The organism is Paenibacillus beijingensis (assembly GCF_000961095.1).
Classification (GTDB): Bacteria; Bacillota; Bacilli; order Paenibacillales; family Paenibacillaceae; genus Paenibacillus_O; species Paenibacillus_O beijingensis.
The window spans coordinates 3,575,092-3,598,727 of sequence record NZ_CP011058.1 but is presented as its reverse complement, the minus strand read 5'-3'; the positions used below and the strand labels follow the sequence as shown (position 1 = coordinate 3,598,727).

General features: G+C 54.2%; 22 protein-coding genes and 1 riboswitch. Of the genes, 6 read left to right on the top strand and 16 right to left on the bottom strand.

The features are described from left to right. Positions 1-89: 89 nt before the first annotated feature. From VN24_RS16310 to liaF, 3 genes are all read right to left on the bottom strand, one after another. Positions 90-749 (bottom strand): response regulator, encoded by a 660-nt coding sequence (locus tag VN24_RS16310; protein WP_045671259.1) that lies wholly within the window; start codon positions 747-749, stop codon positions 90-92. Then, positions 742-1,785 (bottom strand): sensor histidine kinase, encoded by a 1,044-nt coding sequence (locus VN24_RS16305; RefSeq protein ID WP_045671258.1) that lies wholly within the window; start codon positions 1,783-1,785, stop codon positions 742-744. The genes VN24_RS16310 and VN24_RS16305 overlap by 8 nt, the downstream gene beginning before the upstream one ends. Positions 1,786-1,933: 148 nt before the next feature. Beyond that, positions 1,934-2,983 carry a cell wall-active antibiotics response protein LiaF gene (gene liaF / locus VN24_RS16300; protein ID WP_045671257.1) on the bottom strand — a complete coding sequence of 350 codons (1,050 nt, stop codon included), beginning with the start codon at positions 2,981-2,983 and terminating at the stop codon, positions 1,934-1,936. A 314-nt stretch (positions 2,984-3,297) separates the two neighbouring features. Here liaF and VN24_RS16295 point away from each other — a divergent pair, with 314 nt between their 5' ends. Then, a complete protein-coding gene (locus VN24_RS16295; protein WP_045671256.1) occupies positions 3,298-4,593 on the top strand; it encodes an ammonium transporter in 1,296 nt (431 codons plus the stop codon). Positions 4,594-4,676: 83 nt separating this feature from the next. On the opposite strand, the gene VN24_RS16290 is transcribed toward VN24_RS16295, so the two are convergent. Next, on the bottom strand, positions 4,677-5,006 hold the full coding sequence (locus VN24_RS16290; protein ID WP_045671255.1) for a hypothetical protein: 330 nt from the start codon (positions 5,004-5,006) through the stop codon (positions 4,677-4,679). 183 nt (positions 5,007-5,189) lie between these two features. Next, positions 5,190-5,732, bottom strand: coding sequence for an RNA polymerase sigma factor (locus tag VN24_RS16285; protein ID WP_238590711.1), 543 nt, complete (start codon positions 5,730-5,732; stop codon positions 5,190-5,192). A gap of 356 nt (positions 5,733-6,088) precedes the next feature. Between VN24_RS16285 and VN24_RS16280 the strand changes: the two genes are divergently transcribed. Further along, on the top strand, positions 6,089-6,547 hold the full coding sequence (locus tag VN24_RS16280; RefSeq protein ID WP_045671254.1) for an Lrp/AsnC family transcriptional regulator: 459 nt from the start codon (positions 6,089-6,091) through the stop codon (positions 6,545-6,547). Positions 6,548-6,701: 154 nt separating this feature from the next. Here the strand turns inward: VN24_RS16280 and VN24_RS26975 are convergent, their stop codons facing one another. From VN24_RS26975 to VN24_RS16265, 3 genes are all read right to left on the bottom strand, one after another. Beyond that, positions 6,702-7,406: a 3D domain-containing protein gene (locus VN24_RS26975; protein ID WP_274520381.1), complete on the bottom strand. Its 705-nt coding sequence runs from the start codon at positions 7,404-7,406 to the stop codon at positions 6,702-6,704. A gap of 119 nt (positions 7,407-7,525) precedes the next feature. Continuing rightward, a complete protein-coding gene (gene thrS / locus VN24_RS16270) occupies positions 7,526-9,463 on the bottom strand; it encodes a threonine--tRNA ligase (RefSeq protein ID WP_045671253.1) in 1,938 nt (645 codons plus the stop codon). 418 nt (positions 9,464-9,881) lie between these two features. After that, positions 9,882-10,814, bottom strand: coding sequence for a putative sporulation protein YtxC (locus VN24_RS16265; RefSeq protein WP_045671252.1), 933 nt, complete (start codon positions 10,812-10,814; stop codon positions 9,882-9,884). Between the two features lie 146 nt (positions 10,815-10,960). Between VN24_RS16265 and VN24_RS16260 the strand changes: the two genes are divergently transcribed. Further along, on the top strand, positions 10,961-12,073 hold the full coding sequence (locus VN24_RS16260) for a GGDEF domain-containing protein (RefSeq protein WP_045671251.1): 1,113 nt from the start codon (positions 10,961-10,963) through the stop codon (positions 12,071-12,073). Between the two features lie 109 nt (positions 12,074-12,182). On the opposite strand, the gene mqnC is transcribed toward VN24_RS16260, so the two are convergent. The 5 genes from mqnC to VN24_RS16230 form a co-directional block, all read right to left on the bottom strand. After that, a complete protein-coding gene (gene mqnC, locus VN24_RS16255) occupies positions 12,183-13,316 on the bottom strand; it encodes a cyclic dehypoxanthinyl futalosine synthase (protein WP_045671250.1) in 1,134 nt (377 codons plus the stop codon). Between the two features lie 184 nt (positions 13,317-13,500). Continuing rightward, the gene (locus VN24_RS16250; protein ID WP_045671249.1) at positions 13,501-14,661 is read right to left on the bottom strand and encodes an aminotransferase class I/II-fold pyridoxal phosphate-dependent enzyme; all 1,161 of its coding nucleotides are present in this window, start codon (positions 14,659-14,661) and stop codon (positions 13,501-13,503) included. 5 nt (positions 14,662-14,666) lie between these two features. Next, the gene (locus VN24_RS16245) at positions 14,667-15,827 is read right to left on the bottom strand and encodes a PLP-dependent transferase (RefSeq protein ID WP_045671248.1); all 1,161 of its coding nucleotides are present in this window, start codon (positions 15,825-15,827) and stop codon (positions 14,667-14,669) included. 203 nt (positions 15,828-16,030) lie between these two features. Beyond that, positions 16,031-16,948, bottom strand: coding sequence for a homoserine O-acetyltransferase MetA (gene metA, locus VN24_RS16240; protein WP_045671247.1), 918 nt, complete (start codon positions 16,946-16,948; stop codon positions 16,031-16,033). Positions 16,949-17,087: 139 nt separating this feature from the next. Next, positions 17,088-17,194: riboswitch (SAM riboswitch) on the bottom strand. A 114-nt stretch (positions 17,195-17,308) separates the two neighbouring features. Then, complete coding sequence (locus VN24_RS16230) at positions 17,309-18,232, bottom strand: AEC family transporter (RefSeq protein WP_045671245.1); 924 nt, start codon at positions 18,230-18,232, stop codon at positions 17,309-17,311. A 172-nt stretch (positions 18,233-18,404) separates the two neighbouring features. Between VN24_RS16230 and VN24_RS16225 the strand changes: the two genes are divergently transcribed. The 3 genes from VN24_RS16225 to VN24_RS26970 all read left to right on the top strand — a co-directional run bounded on the left by VN24_RS16225 (position 18,405) and on the right by VN24_RS26970 (position 20,946). After that, complete coding sequence (locus VN24_RS16225) at positions 18,405-18,995, top strand: hypothetical protein (protein WP_045671244.1); 591 nt, start codon at positions 18,405-18,407, stop codon at positions 18,993-18,995. A gap of 642 nt (positions 18,996-19,637) precedes the next feature. Beyond that, positions 19,638-20,573: a magnesium/cobalt transporter CorA gene (gene corA / locus VN24_RS16215; protein ID WP_045671242.1), complete on the top strand. Its 936-nt coding sequence runs from the start codon at positions 19,638-19,640 to the stop codon at positions 20,571-20,573. Positions 20,574-20,667: 94 nt separating this feature from the next. Then, positions 20,668-20,946, top strand: coding sequence for a branched-chain amino acid transporter permease (locus tag VN24_RS26970; protein WP_082083799.1), 279 nt, complete (start codon positions 20,668-20,670; stop codon positions 20,944-20,946). 85 nt (positions 20,947-21,031) lie between these two features. Here VN24_RS26970 and VN24_RS16210 read toward each other — a convergent pair whose 3' ends face one another. The 3 genes from VN24_RS16210 to VN24_RS16200 are packed head-to-tail and all read right to left on the bottom strand — an operon-like array spanning position 21,032 to position 23,624. Then, on the bottom strand, positions 21,032-21,925 hold the full coding sequence (locus VN24_RS16210; protein ID WP_045671241.1) for a metal ABC transporter permease: 894 nt from the start codon (positions 21,923-21,925) through the stop codon (positions 21,032-21,034). Beyond that, positions 21,922-22,851 (bottom strand): metal ABC transporter permease, encoded by a 930-nt coding sequence (locus tag VN24_RS16205; RefSeq protein WP_045671240.1) that lies wholly within the window; start codon positions 22,849-22,851, stop codon positions 21,922-21,924. The genes VN24_RS16210 and VN24_RS16205 overlap by 4 nt, the downstream gene beginning before the upstream one ends. 8 nt (positions 22,852-22,859) lie before the next feature. After that, complete coding sequence (locus VN24_RS16200) at positions 22,860-23,624, bottom strand: metal ABC transporter ATP-binding protein (RefSeq protein ID WP_045671239.1); 765 nt, start codon at positions 23,622-23,624, stop codon at positions 22,860-22,862. Positions 23,625-23,636 lie beyond the last annotated feature (12 nt).

Sequence of the window (23,636 nt, the reverse complement as noted above, 5' to 3'; positions counted from 1 at the left end):
ATAACTGCTCTATATTTAAGAAATTGGAAGATATTAAAACTAGTATCATTGCCGCCGAACTCTACTTCGTGATGAAAGAAATGAGGGCGTTACACGTTTTTCGCCCAGCCTTTGCGATGGGCATACACGGCAAGCTGGGTGCGATCCTCCAGTTCGCACTTCATCAGCAGGTTGCTGACATGGGTTTTTACCGTTTTGACGCTGATATGGAGCTCTTCCGCAATTTCCTTGTTGGAATGCCCTTCGGCGATGAGCAGCAGAACTTCCTTCTCCCGCTCCGTAAGCCCTTCTTCCTTCCCTTGCGCGGTACGCTGGCGCAAACCTCTGGTGAGTGCCTGGGACACATCGGCGGTCATCACCGGCATTCCTTTCACCGCGCCGCTTAAGGCGTAGACAAGCTCTTCGGCCGACACGGTCTTGAGCACATAACTGACCGCGCCCGCCTCCACAGCCGCAAGCACCTTTTCATCCTCCAAAAAACTGGTCAGCATGACGATTTTCAAATCGGGATATTGGGCGAGCAGCGTCCGTGTCGTCTCGACGCCGTCCATCCCGGGCATCATCAGATCCATCAGCACGACATCGGGAGCGCCGCCCTCAAAACCTTTCTGCAGCAGGCGCAGCGCTTCCTCGCCGCTGCCCGCCTCCGCGATCACTTCAAAATTCGGTTCCAGCAGCAAATACGTTTTCAATCCCGCCCGCACCATATCATGGTCGTCGACAATCATAATTTTATGGACACTAGTCATTGTTGTTTCGCTCTCCTTCATCACCATATTTCGGAATGGTCACCCGAATCCGAGTGCCGGCGCCGGGCTTGCTCAGAATCGAGGCGTCACCGCCGATTTTCTGGGCTCTCTCCTGCATCGTGGACAATCCGTATGAGCCCGCCTTAACCTGGTCTGCGCGAAATCCCGCCCCGTCGTCCTGCAGCGTCATAAACAGCTGGCTCTCCGTCTCCGAAAACGATAGGGAAACGATACGGGCGCCCGCATGTTTGACGACATTGGCCATCGCTTCCTGGATAATCAAAAACAGCTGATGCTCCTTGGCGTCCGACAACGGGTGCAGCAGCCGCCAATCCAGCTCGCCCTGAAGGCCGTTTTGACGGCAATAATCGGGAAACCAGCGGCCGAGCGCTTCATGCAGCGTGCGGTCTTCCAGCTCGAGCGGCCGCAGCTTCGCGATAAATCCGCGCATTTGTTTTTGCGCGGAGGCGGACATGACAATGAGCTGCTCCATCACATCCCCGGCGCGGTCACGGTTCAGTTCAAGCAGCTTCGGCAGCGAGGAGGCCGACATATGTATTGCAAACAGCTGCTGGCTGACCGTATCGTGCAGGTCGCGGGCCAGCCGTTTGCGTTCTTCCAGAACGGCAGCCTCGTTAGAGGCCGCTTCGCGCATCACTTGCCCCTCTCCTTTGCGCTGCATCACCTGCAGCCGCTTCTCAAGCGATTCCGCCATCTCGTTAAATTCCCGGTAAAGCGACGCAAAGGAATAAGCGTCCGCTTCCGGTATCCGCTCGGCCAAGTTGCCGTTCGCCGCCTGCTTGAGCGCCAGATGCAGCGCATCGATCCGCCGCTGCTGCCGCTGGGCCATCCAGTAGCCGAAGGCCGAACCGACAAGCAGGAATACGATCGCGGCAATCAGATGCACTTCCCCATTTCCCGCCTTAGGCGCCAGCCACTGCCATACCCCATATGATACCAGTGCCGCCAGCACCGACGAAATGACGAAGAAGAACATCAGCTCCAGTTTGCCGCTGCGCAGCATCCGCACCATCATAACGACGTTTCTCCCCCTTAAAATAGTTCCGTTAGCCGTTGCTCCGGCGGCAGTTATTCCAGCGGCGGATGTTCCGCCGGCAGTTATTGCACTTGCTGCAGCTCCAGTTGCTGCCCGCTTCTCTTTCATCACATTCGCATCCTTGATTCTACCCGACCTTGGTGACGCGCACATCGCCGATAAACGTGCTGCACACAATCCGGATTTTTTTGTCGGTATCGTTGTAGCTCGGACTTTCGACGTTCATGTTGCGGAACAAGCCGCCTTCTTTGCGCCCCAATATTTTGGCGTCGCCTAGAAATGCGCTGGAGATGACTTGGACGCCGATCTCATAATCGCTTGGCAGAAACACCTTCACGTCCCCGATAAAAGACGAAATGACAAGCTTCGTTTCTCCGTGCGGGATTTGCGCTTTCGTCAGATCAATAATCGTATCGCCGATAAAATGGGATATGTTCATCGGCTTCAGCTCCCAATAGTCCTCTCCCAAATGCAGATCGCCGATAAATCCGGAACGCGTTTGTGCTGCCGGATCGTAATTCCACCACTCGACGCGATCGTGATGGCCATGTCTGCTCCTGTGCGCATGCTTCCTAGCGTGCCGCATTGCATGCCGGTACTCTTTCCACTGCTGCTTGGTATCCATAGATGAATAACCGTCTTTGTGATCATACTCCTTATGATCGTCCTTATCCGTGCGGCCTGGAGAATGCTCTTCCTTTGCAGCGCCGCCATCCACATTCAACGGTTCCAGACGCGGGTCGGGATGCAATGGCGGAGCGGGCGGCACCGGTTCGTTGTATGCCGAATAAGATTTCCACTCATCGTCCTGCGATGGAAGGCTTGGCTTGCGGCGGGGCTTGAAAATAAGACCGACACCGATCAAGATGAGCACGATCGGACCCGAAAACTGCATCACGTCTCCAACCGACCAAGTGATCCAGCCGAGATTATTGCCCAGAAACACGAGACCGAGCACGATCATGATCGCGGCCCAAATAAAGGATCCCCGCCCGCCGCCGGCGGATCCGCCCAGCATGCCGCTGAGTCCGATGACGATCAGCACGAGCGGCCAAAAATCCGACGCCAGCTCCCCGATATCAAACTGGATGAATCCCGATTGACGCATTAGAAATGCGGCTCCTACCGCGATTACAATTAAGCCCCAGAACAAACGGTTCAAATAATGATTGTTCATATCTCCAACCCCTATTCATGTTCAAAAACCATTATGTATTTGTAGTATAGCTTAGCGGGCAATACCTCCAAAAGGGCCATCCGATTGAACCTTTCCTCCGTCTGCAGACCGATACGGGCATATCATGAAAGATAATTTTTACGGCATCTCAAATTGAGGAATAGATGAATTAACAATTGTGAAAAATAACCTTTCTTAAATTAACAAAAAGCAACATTATCCATTGACATCGTTAACACCGTAAAATTATTATGGGGACCGGAATTTGCAACAACATTAATTCGGATACCGAAATGACCGGGAGGATTATTTGAATGCAATTAGCCGATCTGTCGAGAGGCTTGGATACGATTTGGGTCGTATTGACCGCTGCGATGATTTTGCTGATGGAAGGCGGATTTGCGCTGCTTGAGGCCGGTTTTGTCCGTCAGAAAAATGCGGTCAGCATTATAATGAAAGTATTTGTCGATATCGCCTTCGGCGCGCTTGTGTATTATACGATCGGATTTGCCATCATGTACGGCAAAGATTGGGCCGGTCTTCTCGGCACAAGCGGATTCATGCTGGGCGGGGACTTGTCGCACATTCGCTTGAACATTACCCACGATACGTACTGGCTGTTTCAAAGCGCGTTCGTCATCGCGGTCATATCGATCGTGTCGGGTGCCGTTGCCGAAAGAATCAATTTCCGCGCCTATATCATCTATACGATTGTTATGACCGGCTTCATTTACCCGGTTGCGGGACATTGGGTCTGGGCTGCCGGAGGATGGATCGCTTCCCTCGGCATGATCGATTTTGCAGGCTCGGCTGTCATCCATGCGCTCGGCGGCTTCGCGGCGCTTGCGTCCGCCATCTTTATCGGTCCCCGCATCGGCAAATTTTCGCCGGACGGCAAAGTGAACATCGTGCCGCCGTCCAATCTGCCGCTGGCGTCCGTCGGCGCCTTTGTGCTGTGGTTCGGCTGGTTTGGCTTCAATTCCGGCAGTACCCTCAGCGCCACGAACGGCTCCATCGGCCATATCGCCGTCACAACGATGCTGGCGGCTTCGGCCGGAGGAGCGGCATGCATCCTGTTTACGATGTTCCGTTACAAGAAAGCTGATCCGCCAATGGTGATCAACGGCTCTTTGGCAGGTCTGGTCGGGATTACGGCCGGCTGCTCGTTTGTCTCCGACAAAGCGGCCATTGTAATTGGCGCCGTTTGCGGCATATTGATGGTACTGGCGACCGAAATGCTGGAAAACCGCCAAATTGACGACCCTGTCGGCGCATTTGCCGTGCATGGCGTAAGCGGCAGCATCGGGACGCTCGCCGTAGGCTTGTTCGCCCGGCCGGAGCTTGCAGCGGACGCAGGCAATGGGTACGCCGGCTTGTTTTATGGAGGCGGCTGGCATTTGCTCGGGGTGCAGGCGCTCGGCCTTGCGATCGTTTCCGTCTGGGGATTTGCAGTGACCTGGGGAGCGATGTGGCTGATTAACAAATTCGTACGTGTACGGGTTTCAAGAGACGATGAGCTGATCGGCCTCGACGTCGGCATTCACGGCGTTCCCGCCTACAGCCAGGATCAGGATTTTATTGATTTGGACCGTTTGAAGAAAGAACGCTGAAGCGATATTACTAATAAAGGCCGTTCCCAACCGGGACAATCCGGGTAGGGAACGGCCTTTATTTTATTACAAAATGAGTTCCTTTAGCTGTCATGGAGGAGCGATTCCCTTGCCTTCTCAACTTCGAGCTTAAGCATGCGAACCTTCTCCATCGGTTTCTTCACGTAATGAATATATTCCAGGGCAAGGTGGTGGTCCGGTTTCTTGCCGGCAATCATTCTGCGCAGGGACGACATTGACTGGTATGCCTGGTCTTCCATCATACGTCGCTTCTCATACCGCTTCACGATCTGTTCGATTTCGGCAATTTCCTGTTCTTTCTTGGCGATATACGATTCCAAAAATGAATAAATATCCGCTTTTGACTTGGAGCCGGTGTTCGGACCCGCCTCCCTTACATCCGGATAGCCCACGTTCGTTCACCTGTCTCTCCATGTGATGCATGTTTACATTATTTAAATATTCTACTACATTCGTGTTTTATTGCAACCAATTTATTTTAATTACCATCATTTCGTAACTTTCCGGATATCGATTCATCATATATAGAAAGAAAAAAATGCACGGCAAAAAGCGGACAGCCCATGCAGCTAATCTCACATGGGCCAATCCGCTTCCGATGAAACCATCCGTCCCTTCAGCTTCTCCCGGGTCCGGTGAATACGAGCCTTTATCGTTCCAATCGGCACGTTCATCGCATCCGCGATCTCCTGATCTTTAAAGCCGTAATAAAATTTGTACAGCAGCAGTGTCCGCGACGTTGGATCGAGCGCGCCGAGCAATTCGGAAATTTCCAGCATTAATTGGGCTTTAACGTCCGAATGCCGGGATGCTTCCGCCTCAGCGCACTGCTCGGTCGCAATTACGCCTCTGCGGCTGCGGCGGTTGATGTTGCATGCGACGTTGGCCGTTATCGCTTTGGCCCAGGCTGCTAATTTCCCGCGTTCCCGCAGCGTTCCCCACTTGCTTAAAATATTGACCCATGCGTCCTGAACGGCATCGTGGACGTCGGATTTATTGTTCACTCTTTTGTAAGCGACTTGAATCATCTGGGCGTAAAGCTCGCGCAGCTCTCTTTCCTCTCGCTCCGGCACAGAGAAGCCGCGTTGTTCAAATTTATTTTGCATACGGTTGGGCATATACGATTCGCCTCACAATGATAGCGATATATCTTTCATGTAATTAAATTTTACCATACGAATTTCGATTGAAAAAGAATAATTTTTCGCTTCGATCGCCATTACTTATTCCCAAATGACAAAATTCGCGTTTTTTTGTCAGTTAATATTACACTAGCGAAATAACGGCCGCGCACTATTTTTTCACATGAGTCGAAATCATAATTTGCCGAAACAGTTTCGATATAAGCGTTTTTGGAATGTTTTTCACACTTCTGTCAACTTTCTCAGATCAACTTATTACCTTTCCCTATTTTCAGCACATCAAATTTATGTTATGTTTTATTACATACAAGCACGAGGGGGAGAACGTCTTCATGAAGCTTCCGCAATTAGATGACATTGACCAGCAGATTGTCCAGCTTCTATTGAACAACGGACGTATGCCCTACGCCAAAATTGGAGAGTCGCTTAATTTGTCCCGCGTCGCCATTCAAAAACGGGTGGAGGCTCTTCTGGACAATGGGATATTGGAGCATTTTACGGTCAGAGTAAATGTTGCCAAGCTGGGCAAAACCGTTTCCGCTTTTTTCGAGGTGCAAGTAGAACCGCGCTATGTCGATCAGGTGGGAATGCGGCTGTCGGAAGAGATGGATGTCATCAATATTTATCAGATGACGGGATCGAGTACGCTGCATATGCACGTGCTGCTGCGCAATGAGAACGAACTGGAAAAGTTTCTGTACGAGAAGCTGTATCCGCTCGAAGGCGTCGTAAACGTACAGACCCAACTGATGATCAAGCAGTTTAAAACCGGCAGCGGTCTCACGATATAACCGCAAGCGCGAAGGAAGGTTTCAGGCCGGACTTGCTGATGGGGCTGTCCGACAAACTAAACAACCGAACCCGTTCAAGGTGTTACCTTTGAGCGGTTCGGTTGTTTTTGTGATCGACTGCCCCGTTCCCCGTTCCCCGTTCCCCGTTTCCCGCTTAAGATTCCAGATAAAACTGCGGAATTCCTTTTTCCGCATGCACGGCTCTGTTCAGCTTGTTGAATTCGCTTTGGGAGAGCCGTCCCTCTCCGAGCTTTAAAACCTGTATATTCACCGTTTTTTTGCCCCATTCGCGGTAGACTTGGCCGATCGTATCGAAGTACAAATCGATGCGCTTGCCTTTGATTGCAGAGCCGGTGTCGGCGACGATGCCGTATCCATATCCGGGAATGTACAGCAGAGTACCGATCGGAAAGACGGAAGTGTCGGCCGCTACCGTTGACACTTCCGCGCGTTTGACCTTCACACCGGAGTATGTGATTCCGTACAGCGGGTGCCCGGGTCTTTTGCCGGTTGACTCCACTCCGGCCGTATAACCGGTCGCTGTCACTTTCATCGTTCGGATCGTGCGGCTTCTTCGTTTATGTCCGCCGACAGCTTTTACGGAGCTCCTGCTCGTCATTTTGCCGCGTTTGGTGCAGTTCGGCTTATTGAAATCGGTTCCGGCCGATTGGATACAATTATGCTGCGGCGGCTTTGTTTTAACGGCAGCGGCAGCCATCATGGACGCTCTGCCCATTCCGGTTTGCGCTGCGGTATTTCCCGGCGCCGCGCATCCTGCTGCAGCCAGCGGAAGCGCAAGCGCGATAAGCATACAGACGGCGCGGTATTGCCGCCCGCATGCCAAAAAGCCTGTGAACATATGGGATATCTCCTCCTCATGGGAGAGGTTTCCCATCGTTCACAGGCTTTATTCAGGCTGGTAAGTCCGCCCAGCGGGCCGCCTGCATGCTGATCTGCAGAGGTGCAGCAGCCAAACGGTTAGATGCGCTTGCTGGCGATTTCGTCCCGAAGCAGCTCCAGCAGCTCTTGAACCGGCTTCGCTCCGAGGTCGCCCTCTCCCCGTTTGCGGACGGATACCGCTGCCGAAGTCATTTCATTTTCTCCGACGATCAGCATGTACGGAATTTTTTCAAGCTGGGCTTCGCGGATTTTATAGCCGAGCTTCTCGTTGCGCAGATCGCTTTCGACACGGACGCCTCCGGCCTGCAGCTGCTCCTCCACTTGACGCGCGTAAGCTTCGTAAGCGGTGGAGACCGGAATGACTTTCGCCTGTACAGGCGAAAGCCACAGCGGCAGCGCGCCGGCAAAGTTCTCGAGCAGGAATGCGGTCATCCGTTCCATCGTGCTGATAATGCCGCGGTGAATGACGACCGGACGGTGTTTTTTGCCGTCGTCTCCGACATACTCCAGCTCGAAACGTTCCGGCAGCAGGAAATCAAGCTGAGCGGTGGAGAGCGTCTCTTCCTTGCCGAGAGCCGTTTTGATCTGCACGTCAAGCTTCGGACCGTAGAAGGCCGCTTCGCCCTCCGCTTCAAAGAACGGCAGCCCCAGTTCCTCGACAACCTCGCGCAGCATCCGCTGCGACATTTCCCACATCTCGTCATTAGGGAAATACTTCTCGGTATCTTGCGGATCGCGGTATGACAAGCGGAAGCGGTATTCCTTAATGCCGAAATCCTCGTAAACCATTCGGATCAGATTGATGACGCGCGCAAACTCTTCCTTGATTTGGTCCGGACGGCAAAAAATATGGGCGTCATTAAGCGTCATCGCGCGCACGCGGTGAAGCCCAGTCAGCGCGCCGGACATCTCGTAACGGTGCATCGTGCCCATCTCGGCAATGCGGACCGGCAGATCGCGATAGCTGCGCATGTCGCTTTTGTACACCATCATATGGTGCGGGCAGTTCATCGGGCGCAGCACCAGCTCTTCGCCTTCAAGCTCCATCTTCGGGAACATGTCCTCGCTGTAGTGCTCCCAGTGGCCGCTCGTTTTATACAGCTCAACGTTGGCAAGCACCGGCGTATAGACGTGCTGGTAGCCGAGTCTTTCCTCCAAGTCGACAATGTAACGCTCGAGCGTGCGCCGCACTTTGGCGCCGTTCGGCAGCCACAGCGGGAGGCCTTGTCCGACTTCGCGCGAGAAGGTGAACATCTTCAGCTCGCGTCCCAGCTTGCGGTGGTCGCGCTTCTTCGCTTCTTCCAGGAAGTGCAGATGCTCATCCAGCTGCGACTTCTTCGGAAAAGCGGTGCCGTAAATGCGCTGCAGCATCTTGTTCTTGGAATCGCCGCGCCAGTACGCGCCCGCCACGCTCAGCAGCTTGAACGCCTTGATACGGCCGGTCGACGGCAGATGCGGTCCGCGGCACAGGTCGAAAAATTCGCCCTGGTCGTACATCGTAATGACCGACTCTTCCGGCAGGTCCCGGATCAGCTCCAGCTTCAGCGGATCTTCCAGCTCGGTGAAGATCGCGAGCGCTTCCTCGCGGCTGACGACCCGGCGCCGGATCGGCAGGTCTTCCTTCACGATCCGTTCCATTTCTTTCTCGATCTTTTGCAAATCGTCCGGCGTCAGCGACTGCTCCATATCGATATCGTAGTAAAAACCGTCCTCGATCACCGGGCCGATTCCGAGCTTCACATTTTTTTCGCCGTAGAGACGCTTGATCGCCTGCGCCATCAAGTGTGCCGTGCTGTGGCGGTACACTTCGAGTCCGTCCGCCGAATCAAGCGTCACGATTTCCACCGCGTCACCGTTCTGAAGCGGCGTATAGACGTCCACCACTTTCCCGTCCACTTTGCCTGCGATCGCGTTTTTCTTCAGCCCTTGGCTGATCGAGCCCGCCACATCGCCAATCGTTGCGCCGGCTTCATATTCCCGGACGGCACCATCCGGCAGCTTAATTTGAATCGTCATTTCAAGTCTCCTCCTTCTTGAACGGTACATAATTCAAGCGAATGCGGTCCGCGCGCTTTTTTGCGACAACAAAAAAAGCACGCATCCCGCGAAGGGACGAGTGCTTGTTTACCCGTGGTTCCACCCTAATTCAATTGCCCTTCAGGTCCTCATGAAGCGACCGGCAATTCTCATCAATGTCCGCTAACGGTGACGTTCCGTCAAGGCTTACAGCCGATCTGACCGGGTTCAACCTTGAAGCTACAAAGGGGTACGCCCGCAATCGCCCGGAAGGAACTTTCAGCCGTTAGGTTCCTCTCTCTGGTCCGCTCGAATGAAGCAGGCACATGTCTTTGTCAATGCTTTTATCAACGCTTTGTGCCTCATTATATCCCTTTCGCGCCGCAGGCGTCAATAGACAGATCGTCCGCCCGCCTGCTTATCCGCGTTCCAGACTCTGCTTGCAGGAAGCGCAGCCCATGCAGACCGATATCCGGTTCTCGAAAATGGTTTCAATGGTGCGGATGACCTGCAGCTCGGGATGCCGGGTATGGATGACGACCTGCCCGGGGGCGACGCTTAGAAGCGTCGATACGATCATATCTTCCATGTTCATTTCCACATCGGCAATTTCAGCGACGATTCTCTCGCCGGGCCGCGTCTCCAGCGGGTTAAAGTATTCATCCATCAGCTGGAATTCATACCCTTCGCGATGCAGGAGATGAACCCGGCCGATCTTGGCTTCTTGTGCCGACACAAAATATTTCAGCAGCGCTACAAAGTCACGGTACTGCTTATCCATGATATATTCTTCCATTGCGAACTCAGCCGCCTCGCGCAGCTCGTTCCAATACGCGTGCAGCCTGAAGGTGACGATTCCGTGCAGGTTGAGGTATTGGTTTTCTTCCATATACTGCTTCAGCTCTTCGGCGATTTTGTGCTTTCGCCGCTTGATGTCTTCGAATGGCGAATGGCCTTCGCCGCTTTCCGCATCTATGTACAGATCCCAGTGCGTTCCGGAAAGAATCTGCCGGCAGCAGGCTTCGACGGCGGCAAGCTCTTCGGAGTTCTGACAGCTGAGCTGCTTGCGGATAATGGAGCGGATCAGAACCGGTTCGTATACATCCATAATATAATCGGTCAGCACATCGGCCGACTCTCCGTAAATCGCCTCTCCGTGCTCGCCCAGTTTAAATTGCGGCAGCAGCGCTTTGCAGCTGATTTCAGAGCCTTCCGGCCGGATCGACCACTCGGCGATTGGAACGCCCCCTAATCGGCGATGAAGATTGCCGAGCGCTTCCTGCAGACTGCCGGCCAGCCGGAGGAGCTCGTCTGAGGAGCCGGACATTAAAGAAACGGTTAACAATTCCATGCGCCCTCACCCCTTTCCTCCTTTAAGTTTATGTTGCCCGCAGAGAGGATATACGACTAAGTGCCGCCTTTGGGGATTGGATAACAGTGCCATTCATGGTATATTGGTTAACGAAAATAGCCGAAACGCTGGAGTGAACCGCAATTATGGAAAATTCGCTCGACTACAACCGCAATCGCTGGAACCGGATGCTGCTGAACGGGTTCTGGCTGCTGCTCCTTCTTACGATCCTGCTCGAATCGCTGTATCTTCCGGTAACGTACTTGCCGTCCTCTCAGTTTGTCATGCATTATATTGCGCTTCCCACCCTGTTCCAGCTCATCGTCCTTCTCCTGGCGGAAACAGGACTTCGCTTGCTATCGGACCGGTTCAAAGATTACATGCTGATTGCCGCTTCCGCCCTGTTGTCGACCGTTATCGTCAATGTCCATATTGAGATCAATTACTTGCTGTTAGCGCTGTTTTGTCCCGTTATTGTGTCGATCTTCTATTTTCATACCAAAAAACTGCTGTTCGCGCTCGGCTGCACGTTGGCTTCTTTATACGGGCTTTATTTTTTCAACTCTTATATGCATGAAGACATCTCGCAAGCGGGCCTTGCGACGATTACAATGATGTTCGCTTCATACAGCCTGATCGGCTGGGGCGTCCTGCTGCGGGGACGGGAGCTGACCTCCTACTACCGCACGATTACGAAATCGAATCAGGAGCTGCTCGTCAAAACGATTGTGATGGATAAATTGGCCAAAACCGACGCGCTTACCGAACTATACAACCATATTACGTTCCATGAATATTTGGACAAGCTGATCGAGCATCATGATACGAACGGAATGCCGCTTCAGCTCGCGCTGATCGACATCGATAATTTCAAATCGGTCAACGACACGTACGGACACCGCGCGGGCGATGTCGTGCTGCGCACGGTTGCCGATATCGTGCGGGCTGAGGCGGGGCAGAACGATTTCGTCGCCCGTTACGGCGGCGAGGAGTTCGCGGTTATTTTTACGGAAATAACGCCGGAGCGTTCGCTAAAAGCATTGGAGCAAATCCGCCACGACATCGCCCAAATCCGCCATGAAGTGCTGGGAGAGCGTTACATAACGGTTAGCACCGGATTTTCCTCCTACCGCCCTCATGAGGGCAAGGAACCGTTTTTTCAACGAACGGACCAGGCGCTCTATTTGGCTAAAAAAACCGGCAAAAACCGCGTTGTCGATGCGGATGTGGCGGAATTGAAAGTGGAGCAGCTTGTGTGATCATAAAGCGGGGAATGGAGATCTTGTCTGGAGGGGCAAAAAGAAGCGCCGCCCGTGATGGACGGCGCTTCTGTCGTCTGCGTATGGAACAGTTGTTCCCGCGGCGGCATCAGTTTTGCAGCACGAAATCGCGGTCGGCGTGTTCCCCTTCGTTAAAGACGCGCAAAATTTCATAGCGCGTATTGCGCTGGGCGGGAATTTTGCCCGCTTCGCGGATATATTGCAAAATCAGCTCGATGTTCACCTTATGCGTCGTGCCGGCGGCCGACACGACGTTCTCCTCCAGCATCGTGCTGCCGAAATCGTTGACGCCGTAAGAGAGCGCCAGCTTGCCGATTTCCGCCCCCATCGTCACCCAGGACGCCTGCAGGTTCGGGATATTGTCCAGCATGATCCGGTTAATGGCAACCATCTTCAAATATTCTTCCGGCTTGGACTTCTCCCGCTTCAGATTGGTATTATCGGGCTGGAACGGCCATGAAATAAACGCGAGGAAACCCGGCGATGGATAGCCGTTCGCCTTGCATTCATCCTGCGCGTCGCGCACGCGGATCATGTGCAGCGCCCGCTCCTCCATCGATTCACCGAAGCCGTACACCATTGTCGCCGTCGTGTTCATTCCGTTCTTGTGGGCGGCCTTCATCGTATCCATCCAGTCCGTCCAGGAGCCCTTCAAGCGGCTGATTTTGCGGCGCGTGCGGTCGTCGAGAATTTCGCCGCCGCCGCCCGGAAGGGAATCGAGACCCGCTTCGTGAAGCTGGCGCAGCACTTCCTCCAGCGGCAGGCCGGACAGCTCCTTCATCTTCTGAATCTCGGCCGGCGAGAAGGAATGCATCGTAATGCCCGGAAAATGGGCTTTAATTTTGCGCAGTAAATCGAGGTAATAACCGAAAGGCAGATCGGGATTAACCCCGCCCTGCATCAAAATTTCGTCTCCGCCGACGTCCACCGTCTCCTGAATTTTTTGCAAAATCGTCTCATCCGGGAGCACATAACCTTCCTTGGAGCCCGGCGGGCGGTAAAAGGCGCAAAATCTGCAGTATACGTCACATACGTTGGTATAGTTAATATTGCGTCCGATGTTGAAAGTCACAATTGGCTCGGGATGGCGCCGAAGCATCAGCTCGTTGGCGACACGACCCATTTTTTCAATCTCATCGGATTCAAGCAGCGTAATGCCGTCCTCCAGCCCGATTCGCTCTCCACGCAGCGCTTTGTCCAATACTCGGTCTACTGTTTGCATGTTTTGCCTGCCTCCTTGTTCTCCGAACCTATCAATTACTCTATCCTACCATGAATAAGGGCTTTGCGTCACCCTGCCTTCAGTGCGCTAAAGAACATGCGGTTGACCACCGAAACCGCAAAAAGCCTCCCGCCCCGCTAAAACAAGCGGGTTGGGAAGCTTTTCCATTAAGCGCGATACGCGGTTACCCGCGCAGGGCGGAATCCAAATCGTCCAGCAGATCTTCAATATTTTCCAGTCCGACGGAGTAACGGACAAGCCCGTCGGAAATGCCGCGCTCATAGCGCACTTCGCGCGGCATCGCCGCGTGCGACATCATCGCCGGGTAAGAGAGAATGCTCTCAACCGCGCCGAGGCTGACCGCGACCAGCGGAAGTTGAATGCGGCTCATCAGCGCCTTCGCGCGCTCTCCGCTGCCGACGTCGAACGAGACGACGGCGCCGTAGCCGAGCGACTGGCGCTCATGAATATCCCGGCCCGGGTGATCGGGAAGCCCCGGGTAGTAAACGCGCTCCACCTCGGGGTGGGAGGCCAGCCACTCCGCCATACGGCGGGCGCTGCGCTCGCTTGCTTCCATCCGCGCCTGCAGCGTCTTCATGCCGCGCATGAGCAGCCACGATTCCTGCGGCGCCAGCACGCTGCCGAGTCCGTTCTGCAGCTGTTTCAGCCTGCGGCCGAGGCTCTCGTCGGCCGTGACGGCCAGTCCGGCCAGCACGTCGCTGTGGCCGCCGAGAAATTTCGTCGCGCTGTGCAGCACGACGTCGACGCCATGCTCAATCGGCCGCTGATGATAAGGCGTCATGAATGTATTATCCAGCAGCGTCAGCAGTCCCTTCTCTTTCGCCCACGAGCAAACAGCGCCGATGTCGGTAATTTTCAGCGTCGGGTTGGAAGGGGTCTCCATATAAACCGCCTTCGTATTGCTCTTAAGCGCCGCCTTGACCGCATCCAGGTCGGTCATGTCGACGAATGTCGATTCAATGCCGAGCCGGGTCAAAATCGTCGTGAGCAGACGGTATGTGCCGCCGTACACATCCTCGGTAACGATGACGTGATCGCCCGCCGACAGCAGCAGAAACGCCGTCGAAATCGCCGCCATGCCGGAAGCGAACGCAAAGCCGCGCTTACCGCCTTCCAGCAGAGTGATCGCGTCTTCCAGCGCCTGCCGCGTCGGATTGCCGGAACGGCTGTAGTCGTATTCCGGCGGATTGAAAATATCATGATGATGGAACGTCGACGCCTGATAAACCGGTACGCTCGACGCGCCCGTATGCTCGTCGATCTCCGCTCCGAAATGCAGCAGCTTCGTCGCAAAGCCCCGCTCCTGGTTGTTATTTTGCGCCATGGCGGTTACACCTCCCCGATTTCAAGCTTGGCCGCTTCCAGCGCCTGTCCCAAATCCGCGATCAGATCGTCGATATGCTCGATCCCGACGGAGAAGCGCAGCAGCCGGTCATCGACGCCGACCGCTTTGCGGATTTCCTCGGGGATGTCGGCGTGCGTCTGCACCGCCGGATACGTCATCAGCGACTCTACGCCGCCGAGGCTTTCCGCGAACGCGATCAGCTTCACATGCTGCAGAACCGGTCCCACATAGCGGGGATCCTTCAGACGGAAGGAGAAAATGCCGGTATTACCGGATGACTGCCGGTTTTGAATCTCATGGCCGGGATGATGCGGAAGCGCCGGATAGAACACCTCTTCGACAGCCGGATGCTCCTGCAAATATTCCGCCATCTTCGTCGCATTGTACTGGTGGCGCTCCATCCGCAGCGCCAGCGTCTTCATGCCGCGCATCAGCAGCCATGAATCCTGCGGCCCCAGCACCGCCCCGATCGAATTGTGCAGGATGGCCATCTGCTCCGACAGCTCCTTACCCTTCGTCACGATCAGGCCGGCAAGCACATCGTTATGGCCGCCGAGATATTTTGTCGCGCTGTGAATAATGATGTCCGCTCCCAGCTCAAGCGGCCGCTGGAAAAACGGCGTCAGCAGCGTATTGTCCACGATTGTAAGCAGTCCGTGCCCCTTCGCCCACGCCGCCACGCGCTCGATATCGGTCACCATCATCAAAGGATTCGTCGGCGTCTCAATCAGAACCGCTTTCGTATTGGGCTGAAGCAGCTGTCCCACTGCATCGAGATCATTCGTATCGACATACGAAGCGCTCACGCCGAAACGGGACATAATGCGCTCCAGCAGCCGATATGTACCCCCATACAGATCGAGCGAGACGATCAGGTGGTCGCCTTGGCTGAACAGGGCGAATATCGTTTGCAGCGCCGCCATGCCCGAGCTACAGGCAAAGCCGGCGTCGCCGGATTCCAATTGCGCGGCCGCTTCTTCCAGCACGGCCCGGGTCGGGCTTTTCGTACGGGCGTAATCGAAGCCCGTGCTTTCGCCCAGCTTCGGATGGCGGAACGCGGTCGCGTGATGAATCGGGAAGCTGACCGCCCCCGTAACGGGTTCTTTAATGGAACCGATTTGCGCCAATTGACTTTCAATTTTCATGAACAGTTAGCTCCTTTATTATCGTCTGGACAAGCAAACATGGCTGTCAGTGTCTTGATCGGTACATCGTACGTTTAATCGCTTTCCTCTATCATAACGGAAGCGGCAGCAGCGCGCGACAAATGAACGCTATACAGACAAATGAGCGGCACAGCAGCCGCCCAAAGTTGTAGGTAGCGCTCCCGGGCTTTCCCCCGGACGTTCTAGATCCCGGCGCCGAGTTCAAACGGCGTCTGCTGGTACACATAATAGTTCAGCCAGTTGGAAAACAGCAGGTTCGCATGCGCGCGCCACGTCGAACGCGGCTGGCGGCTCGGATCGTTATTCGGATAATAGTTGGTCGGCAAGGCAACGTCAAGCCCCTTCGCCACATCGCGGTCGTACTCGTATTTAAGCGTATGAGGATCGTATTCCGAATGGCCCGTCACGAAGATCTGCCTGCCATCCTTCGAGGCGACGAGATAAACTCCGGCAATCGGCGATTCGGACAAAATGTCCAGGTCCGAGTGCTTCTCGATATCCTCGCGCCGCACTTCCGTATGGCGGGATTGGGGCACGAAAAACATTTCGTCAAATCCGCGCAGCAGATTAACATTCTGCTTCTCGATCGTATGCGGAAACACGCCGAACATTTTTCTCGGAAGATCGTATTTCTCAACGCCGTAATGATGGTAAAGCCCTGCCTGCGACGCCCAACATATATGGAAGGTCGACGTCACGTGGCGGCGGCTCCAGTCCATAATCTCTTTCAGCTCTTCCCAATACGTGACCTGCTCAAACGGCATCTGCTCCACCGGCGCGCCGGTAATAATCATCCCGTCGAAGTACAGATGGGCGATTTCATTAAACGTCTTGTAAAACGATTCCAAATGTTCGGCCGACGTGTTTTTGGAAATGTGCGTTTGCGGATGCATCAGCACAACTTCCACCTGCAGCGCCGTGTTGCCGATCAGCCGGAGCAGCTGGGTTTCGGTCGTCTCCTTCGTCGGCATCAGGTTGAGAATGACAATCCGGAGCGGGCGGATATCCTGATGATAAGCGATGCTTTCGTCCATGACGAAAATGTTTTCATTCGATAAAATTTCTTTGGCCGGCAAGTTATCGGGTACTTTAATCGGCATTGGTCATTCACTCCTTTGGTTTCAGATTATGATCGGTGCAATTGTTCGGGCGTGGTCGACGAGGCCGGGCGGCGGCGCATATAAAAAAACCCCTTCCCGCAGCTCGAGAAAGGGTCGTATGGACAGAACACAAACGCCTCTCTCATCTCCCAGAAACGTTGTCGTTTCCGCAAGAATTAGCACCGTGCTATTACGCCGGTTGCCGGGCTTCATCGGGCTAGTCCCTCCGCCTGCTCTTGATAAGAAAGTTAGTATTCAATTAGTTAAAAGTGGTCAATAAAAAACTGATGCCTCTACTTTAAAACATAATGCCGGGCGCGTCAAGCGCCTAATTCCTCCAATCCCGTTCCCTTGGATGCTCTAACTCATCAGCGCGATCAGAATGGGGAGAATGGCGAATGAAGCGAGCGTCGTCCATAATATGCATTTGGACAGCAGCTTCGGCGAAGCGTTGAAACGCTCGGCCAGCACGACCGCATTGACGGCGACCGGCATCGAAGCGAGGATAAACAGCACCGAATATAAAATGCCGTCGATATGCAGAATGAACAGGATAAGGCACGAAATAAGCGGCGACAGCAGCAGCCGGATCGCAAGGCCCGTCCAGAATCCTCTCTGTACGTGGCGTTCCAGCTCGGCATTGTTCACGCTGACCATCTGGGCTCCCAATATCGCCAGCACGACCGGCGCATATGCGCCCGCTACCATCGAGACGCCCTGCGCAATGCCGCTTGGCAGCGAAATGTCCGTCAGGCGCAGCCCTGCCGCCAATATTGCGGCATAGATGGAGGGCAGCGAAAAGACCGACTTGACCGCATTGCGCACGGAAAATTGCGAGCGTGCGGCAAAATAAACGCCAACGGTATTGACAATAATCATTTGCGCAATGACATAAATCGACGCTTTATCCAGCCCCAACTGGCCGAAAGCAAGCAGAACGAGCGGAAGTCCGTAATTGACGCTGTTCGTCAGCGTAGAAACAAGCGTCAAGCCCGCAGTCTCGGGTCCGGGGAGCCGGAGCAGCCGCCCCAGCGCAGCAGCAACCGCCCACAGCGCAATTAAATTCACCAGGCAGAACGCAATCGTCTTGTAGATGTCTGCGGACGAGAGCTCTGCTGTCGTCAACGTTTCCAAAATGATCGCAGGGCTCAAAAAATAAAGGTATAACGTCAGGAGCGGCTTCGTATCCAGGTTCCGGAATTTTTTGAGCAGCGCCCCTGCGGTAACCGGAATGGAAAGCGGAACGATCACTTGGAACAGCGTCGCCAATACGGACTGAATCATAGCTTTTTTCCTCTCTATCGATAGGGTGGCACTCTATTCTTCCAATATAGCCCTAATTATACCTTCCGTCCAAGAGGAAATTGCAATAACGTTATTGCAACGTGCACGCATAGGCGAATACCGCATACGATGAAAAATCAAAACGATTCCGAACAGGAAGGATGCACGTTCAATGACCATTGAAAACCAAGCGCAGATGGAGTCCGTCCCGCCTGCGGAGCGGGCGCTTCAGCCTGGCTTCCCGCCGTTCACGCCCGGCTTCCCTTCGCCGCAGCCACCGGTTACGCCCGGTTTCCCGTTCCCTCAGCCGCCCGTATCGCCGGGATTTCCAGCTCCGCTGCCGCCGGGTCAGCCCGGATTGCCTTCACAGCTTTCTCCAACCGCCTTGGCCGGCATTCTCGGCCAGTATCCGCGCCCGGTCGGCAGTCCGCCCTATGAGATGATCTTTTTATACAATCTGCTCAAAAGCAACCCGTTCCTGCTGCAAACGTTCATAACGCAGCGCCCCCAATCGCTGCAGCAGGCGATGCTGTTCGCCCAAACGGGTGCGGGAGCTGGAATAGGGGCCGGAGTTCAACGAGAGCCGGATGAACGCATCCTGCCCCGCTACTGTTATAACAGGTGGTCGCTCGTATTCACCTTTACCGACGTCTTCCTCATGTTTCCGGTAACGAACTTTTTCGGCTTTGTAATCGGGTACTGCTATCCGTTCCTCTCGCCGTGCATCATCCCGAATTTTCAAATCATTTTCGCTTTATGCTAGAGCGCAGGCACGGATACCGGCAATTGATGCGCCGCCGCGCACAAAAAAAAGCGGACCTCCGACAATCGGAGGTCCCAAACCATATATATTATAGGGGGGTCTGATTACTAGTTAACCACCTTAAATGATGTTGAATCACATTAAAAAAAATTTTTTTATGCCTGCCCGCCCTGTTTTCAAGCGCCGCAAACTGCTTTTCGAATACCGTACAGATGACCCGGTATACGATTGCCGCGTCTACATACATCTCCAAGCACCGGCATCCATCTCCCGCCACAATTTTAGCGACCGCCATAATCTCGATCACTTGATCGTTCACGTATTCGAACAGCCCCTCTTCTCAAGCTTTTTCCGCTTGTATCACCTGCGGCGCAAGGAGTATACTAGACGAGGATTATTCCGACATTTGACGATAAGGGAGTGTTAACGCTCATGGAAGGCGACTTACCGAAGCCCGATGGCAACGATCGAATGCAATGCGCTCAATCAACAGACAATAAGTCGGAGACTGCCTTCCGCGGACGTTGACTCCTGTAAGTTTCACGGGAGACTCTTCCTCTATCCGGAACCGGCAGCGGCTCCGGCGTGTTCATCATGCTGTCTTAAAGGCATCATGACGGCAAGAAAGGGAGGAGAGAGTATATGAAAATTCGCATGGTAAAGAACGGCGTCTTTACGCCTGTCGAGGATATTAATGAAACGCTTGTCCCGCCGCTTAACGGCTTCTACTGGATCGACGCCGACATCGACGATCTTGCGCTGCTGCAGCCGCTCTTTCACATGCACGACCTGGCTGTGGAGGACTGCCTGAGCGAGGAGGAGCAGCGTCCGAAGATCGAAGTTTATGAAGGCCATTATTTTATCGTTATTAACAGCATCCGCTTCGACGACGAGGAAATTTTTCTGCGTGCGCTGAACATCTTTCTCGGACGCCACTTTATTATTACAGTGACCAAGCAGAAAATAAACGAGTTGCGCAGCTTGAAGCCCGTCCTCTGGGAGCAGGAAGTGAACCGGCCGGACCGGTTTCTGTACCACCTGGTCGACCTTGTCGTGGACAATTACTTTCTGGTCGGCGACCGGATCGAAGTGAGGATTGAGCGGCTGGAAGAAGACATTTTGATGCATACGAAAAAATCGCATCTGAACGAAATTATCGGTCTGCGAAGCGAAATTTTGTGGCTGAAAAAAGTGCTCGGCCCGCAGCGCGACGTCATCGCCACGCTCAACAAGAAGACTCTGCCGCTCATCGACGACCAATTGCAAAAATATTTCAGCGACATCTATGAAAACGCCGTGAAAATTACCGAGACGTTCGACACGTACCGCGATCTGATGGCGAACTTGCGCGAGGCGTACCAGTCGAGCCTTTCCAACCGCGCGAACGAAATCATGCGCATCTTCACCGCGCTGACAACGATCTTCATGCCGCTGACGCTTATCACCGGCATTTACGGGATGAACTTCGATATCATTCCCGGCCTGCACAGCGCTCAAGGCTTTTATATCTTGAACGCGTTCATGCTGCTGCTCGGCTCCGGGATGTTGTACCTGTTTAAGAAAAAAGACTGGCTGTGAACAAAAACAAAAGCCTGCGTCCTTTGCGGATGCAGGCTTTGAATTTGATATCGGGTTGTTCGGTCCTGTTTAAACTTCGGCATTGTCAACTTAGATTTTCTTTCAAAGATTTATTCCATTTATTGTTTTTCCGTCAGGCCGACCCACACCAGCTTATGTGCGGTATCTCGGCAAAGTATTGCCCTCCGCGGCACTAGGGTTACTTGTTGTTTATAGTATCAAAGATGTCAGATTTTTATCCGGTAACCATGGAGTACCCGAACTGATTTCTATTGTTCTAGTTGCTTTGCTCCATATGTGGAAGCGAAATATGTTTTTGTCAATTGCAAGCGGAACTCTTGTCTATATGTTTTTGATTCAGTTTTTGTTTTAGATTATCCAAAACAGCCGCAAAAGCGGCGGATTAAGACTTTATTTTCGAGTCCTAATCCGCCGCTATTGCTCTTTTTCAACGAACATTATCCATGCTCCGCCGCCGTATGCGTCAGCGCTCTTTTTTGCCTCAGCTTCTTCCCGATCACACCGTGCCGCGGCGAGAACAGAAACGCCAGCAGCAGCAGTCCCCCCGCTGCCGTAATCATGCTCGCCGCGATGGAGGCGTCAAGCAGCTTCGCAATATAGTAGCCGCTGACCGCGCTCAGCATGCCGGCAATGACGCTGATCGCAATCATGGCCGACAGCCTTTCGGTCAACAGGTAAGCGGTAAGGGGTGGAACGACAAGCATGCCGACGACGAGAATGGCGCCGACGCTCTCGAACGAGGCAACGGTCGTCAGCGAGACGAGGCTCATCAGCAAGTAATGAAAGAAGGCGACCGGAATGCCGACCGCGGCGGCAAGCGCGGGATCAAACGAACAAATTTTGAATTGCTTGAACAGCATTCCGATCGTAATCAGATTGATGACAAACATCGAACCGACCAGCCATAACGCTTTCGGACCGATATCGAAGCCCGCAATCGTAACCGTGTTCCAAGGCACATACGCGATTTCCCCGTAGAGGACGCAGTCGAGATCCAAATCGATATTGGAGGCGTACATACTGATCAGCAAAATGCCGACCGCGAACAATGCGGTAAATACGACGCCGATGGACGCTTCCGTTTGAACGCCGGACTGTTTGAACAGCTGAATCAGAAAGACGGTCAGCAGACCGAGTACGGACGCTCCGAGCATCATGACGATCGAATCCCTCGATCCGCTTGCCAGGAAGGCGATAACAATACCGGGAAGCACCGCATGGCTGATCGCGTCCCCGATCATGGCCATTTTGCGCAGCACCAGGAAGCAGCCGATCATACTGCACGCTCCCGCGACGAGCATTCCCGTTAAAATAATGTAAAAGGTGTTCATATCGCCCTCTCCTTCCCTTCCCGCATTCGCTTCCCGTCCAGCAGCCTTCTTCTGGCGGAAGCGCGAATGAGCAGCTTCGGAACGATTCCCCTGCGGGGAGCGGCAAGCACGCTGACGCCGAACAGAACGGTGGCGCAAAGTACGGTTAACGGTCCGGTCGGCAGATTGGCGCCCAGAGCGCTGAGCACGGTGCCGAGAAACCCGGAAACCGCGCCGAAGACGCCCGACAAGACAACCATGACGCCAAGCTTTTCCGTCCAATAGCGGGCGGTGACGGCGGGCGTAATGAGCAGCGCCGCCATCAGCACGACGCCTACGGCCTGAATGCCGACCACTACGGCGGCTACGATAAGCAGCATCATCAGCTGGTCCAGCCATTTAACCGGAAGACCGAGACCGCGCGCAAATCCGGGGTCGAAGCTGAGCAGCTTGAATTCTTTGAAAAACAGCGTGCACATTCCGATCAGCACGACTGAAATGACGATCATGGCGTAGACGTCGGACAGGACCATAGCGGCCGCCTGACCGAACAGGAATTTATCAAGACCGCTTTGATTGCCCGCCCCGCTGTGCTGGATTTCCGTGAGCAGCATAATGCCGAATCCGAAAAAGACGGACAGGACCGCCGCAATCGCCGAATCCTGCTTAATCCGTGAATACCGGGTCATCACCCCGATCGATACGGTGGCGAGAACGCCGGCGACGGCGGCTCCGATCATAAACGCTGCGATCGATTTCGAGCCGGTGATCAGAAAGGCGAGACAGACGCCCGGCAGCGCGGCATGGGCAAGCGCATCGCCCATCAGCGACTGCTTCCGCAAATACGCAAAGCTGCCGATCACCCCGCTGCTTAGCCCAAGCAGCATGCATCCAAGCAAAATCCACTGCACGTTCGGATCTGTAAAAATACGAAAGAAATCCGTCATCGCTTTGCTCACCCCTCACCGTAAATGAGCGGGAACTGTTCTTCTCGTTCCAATAAGGCCAGTCGGCCGCCGTACGTGCGCAGCAGGTTGGATTTCGTAAATACGTCTTCGGTCGGACCGAAAGCCGTCAGCTCAACATTGAGCAGCATAACCCAGTCGAAATACTCGGTTACGGTGGACAAATCGTGATGGACGACGAGCACCGTTTTCCCTTGCTTCTTCAAGTCGGTAAGCAGCGTAATAATCGCTTTTTCGGTCGCGGCGTCGACGCCGACGAACGGCTCATCCATGAAATAGAGCTCCGCGTTCTGGGCGAGCGCCCTGGCAAGAAAAACGCGCTGCTGCTGGCCTCCCGACAGCTGGCTGATCTGGCGGCCGGCGTAGTCCGCCATCCCGACCTTATCCAGACATTCCATCGCCGTCCGCTTCTCCTGCGCGCCCGGACGCTTGAACCATCCAAGCCGGCCGTACATTCCCATCGTCACAACATCAATCGCGTTCGTCGGAAAATCCCAGTCGACCGATTCGCGCTGCGGGACATAACCGACCCGGTGCAGCTGCTCTTTATACGGCTTGCCGTAAACGAGCACCTCGCCCGTCAGCCGTGGAATGAGTCCGAGCGACGCCTTAATCAGCGTCGACTTCCCGGCCCCGTTCGGTCCGACGATGCCGATCAGCTTTCCTTCCGGCGCCTCGAACGAAACGTGGCGCAGCACCGGCTTCTTCTGATAGGCGGCTGACAAATCCCGAACAACAAGCGGTGAAAAGCTCATTTTTTTCCCTCC